The sequence below is a fragment of the Treponema sp. OMZ 805 genome, from assembly GCF_050937395.1.
GTDB lineage: Bacteria > Spirochaetota > Spirochaetia > Treponematales > Treponemataceae > Treponema.
In genome coordinates this window covers 1-3,213 of record NZ_JACCLP010000028.1, presented here as the reverse complement: position 1 = coordinate 3,213, position 3,213 = coordinate 1, and the positions used below count along the sequence as shown (strand labels likewise).

Annotated in this window: 2 rRNA genes; both read right to left on the bottom strand. The window is 49.3% G+C overall.

The features are described from left to right. Positions 1 to 7: 7 nt before the first annotated feature. Positions 8 to 121 (bottom strand): 5S ribosomal RNA (gene rrf / locus HGH47_RS12040). Positions 122 to 234: 113 nt separating this feature from the next. Then, positions 235 to 3,202 (bottom strand): 23S ribosomal RNA (locus HGH47_RS12035). Positions 3,203 to 3,213 lie beyond the last annotated feature (11 nt).

Below are 3,213 nucleotides of genomic sequence, written 5' to 3'. Positions count from 1 at the left end.
AAAAAAAGCCCGGCAGCTACCTACTTTCCCACTCGAATGAGCAGTATCATCGGCGTAATGAGAGCTTGACTTCCGTGTTCGGGATGGGAACGGGTATGACCTCTCCACTATGGCAACCGGGCAATAAAAAACGAAACAAAAGAAACGAAATTTATTAAATAAAGGGAAGCGCTTTGTTATTGTAAGCGACAGGAAAGAAAGAGCAAGGGGAAAAAGTAAAGAAGAGAAGATAATATGGTCAAGCCTCACGACTTATTAGTATTGCTCGGCTATAACACATTACTGTGCTTAGACCTGCAACCTATCAACCTTGTAGTGTGCAAGGAGTCTTTAGCGGGGTTAAACCCCGAGGGATATGTAATCTTGAGGCGGGCTTCCCGCTTAGATGCCTTCAGCGGTTATCCCTTCCGAACGATAGCTACCCAGCACTTACCCTTGGCAGGATAACTGGTACACCAGAGGTTCGTCCACTTCGGTCCTCTCGTACTAAAAGCAGCTCCTCTCACATATCCAACGCCCATAGCAGATAGGGACCGAACTGTCTCGCGACGTTCTGAACCCAGCTCACGTACCGCTTTAATTGGCGAACAGCCAAACCCTTGGGACCTACTTCAGCCCCAGGATGCGATGAGCCGACATCGAGGTGCCAAACTTTCCCGTCGATGTGAACTCTTGGGGAAAATCAGCCTGTTATCCCCGGAGTACCTTTTATCCGTTAAGTGACGGCGCTTCCACTCGCGACCGCCAGATCACTAAGACCTACTTTCGTATCTGCTTGAGCTGTCACTCTTGCAGTTAAGCCTCCTTGTGCCTTTACACTCACTGCGTCGATTTCCAACCGACGTGAGGAGACCTTCGCGCACCTCCGTTACATTTTAGGAGGCGACCGCCCCAGTCAAACCGCCTGCCTACCACTGTTCCCATTCCGGCTTCACGGAACGGGTTAGAAACCTAATTCATCAAGGGTGGTATTTCACTTGGCAACTCCACTCACCCTAACGAGCAAGTTTCACTGTTTCCCACCTATTCTACACATGATAAACCAAGTCCCAATAGTAAGTTACGGTGAAGGTTCACGGGGTCTTTCCGTCTAACTATGGGTAACCGGCTTCTTTACCGGTATATAAATTTCACCGAGCCTCGCGTTGAGACAGTGCCCAGATACGTTACACCATTCGTGCGGGTCGGAACTTACCCGACAAGGAATTTCGCTACCTTAGGACCGTTATAGTTACGGCCGCCGTTTACCGGGGCTTCAATTGACAGCTTTGCATTACTGCTCACCGCTCCTCTTAACCTTCCGGCACCGGGCAGGTGTCACCACCTATACGTCCCATTACTGGTTCGCAGATGGCTGTGTTTTTGATAAACAGTCGCCTGGGCCTGCTTTATGCTACCTCCACTCATTACTAAACAGAGGTCACACTTCTCCCTAAGTTACGTGTGCTTTTTGCCGAGTTCCTTAACGCGAGTTCTCTCGAGCGCCTTAGATTTCTCATCCTACCTACCTGTGTCGGTTTACGGTACGGTCTTTTATAACCTTAACCTTAGACAGTATTTCCCGGCACCATGACTACTCCCGCTTCGCTTCTCTCATCGATCCACTCGCTGTTGCTTCTCACCTTGGATAGCGGATTTGCCTACTATCCTTCATAACGGCTTGAAAACTTCGACCGGAACAACCGTTCTCCGGCCGGGGTTCGCCTCATGCGTCCTGCCATCGAAATTATAAAAGGTATCGGAATATGAACCGATTTCCCATCGACTACGGCTTTCGCCCTCGCCTTAGGGGCCGACTAACCCTGGGCAGATGACCTTTACCCAGGAAACCTGAGGTTTTCGGCGGAAAGGAATCTCACCTTTCTTTTCGTGTACTTATACCTGCATTCTCTCTTCCATCCCCTCCAGTGCCCCTGTCAGGTACACCTTCATCAGTCCATGGAATGCTCCCCTACCGCCTTACACTTAAATCGTGTAAGACCCGTAGCTTCGGTATACTGCTTAGCCCCGTTACATTATCTGCGCATGTATACTCGACCAGTGAGCTATTACGCACTCTTTTAAGGAATGGCTGCTTCTAAGCCAACCTCCTGGCTGTCTAGGTATCCACACTTCATTTCACACTCAAGCAGTATTTCGGGACCTTAGCTGACGGTCTGGGCTGTTTCCCTTTTGACTACGAACCTTGTCGCACGCAGTCTCACTCCTATACGTTGATTACCGGCATTCAGAGTTTGATTGGGTTTGGTAGGCGGTGAAGCCCCCTAGTCCATCCAGTGCTTTACCTCCGGTAATTTTGTATAAGGCTGTCCCTAAAGGCATTTCGGGGAGAACCAGCTATTTCCAGGTTTGTTTAGCCTTTCACTCCTAGTCACAAGTCATCCAAACCTTTTTTAACAGATTGTAGTTCGGTCCTCCACAGCGTTTTACCGCTGCTTCAACCTGCTCATGACTAGATCACTCTGGCTTCGGGTCTACGACATGCAACTTCACCTTCGCCCATTTCAGACTCGGTTTCCCTCCGGCTCCGGAACTCCTATTCCTTAACCTCGCTGCATACCGTAACTCGCAGGCTCATTCTACAAAAGGCACGCTACTACCCACAAGGGGCTGTAACATCTTGTCGGTTTATGGTTTCAGGTTCTATTTCACTCCCCTCACCGGGGTTCTTTTCATCTTTCCCTCACGGTACTTGTCCGCTATCGGTAGCCAACTCGTATTTAGCCTTGGATCGTGGTCGACCCGGATTCCGACAGGATTTCTCGTGTCCCGCCGTACTCAGGTACTGCACCGGCAAGATGACTGTATTTCGTATACGGGGATTTCACCCTCTCTGTCAGGCTTTCCCAAAACCTTTCTACTATACATTCATTTTATCACTTGCTGTACGTAAGCCCGTGCAGCCCTACAACCCCCGTTTAACGGGTTTGGGCTCTTCCAATTTCGCTCGCCACTACTTTCGGAATCTCATGTTGATGTCTTTTCCTTGAGTTACTTAGATGGTTCAGTTCACTCAGTATCGCTTTACCTCTCTATTTTATTCAAGAGCGTAATGATAGGATCTCTCCTATCGGGTTACCCCATTCGGCAATCTCCGGATCACAGGATATGTGCTCCTCCCCGAAGCTTTTCGCAGCTTATCACGGCCTTCTTCGCCGGTTGGCTCCAAGACATCCACCATAAACCTATTCTTCGCTTGACCATATTATGTTC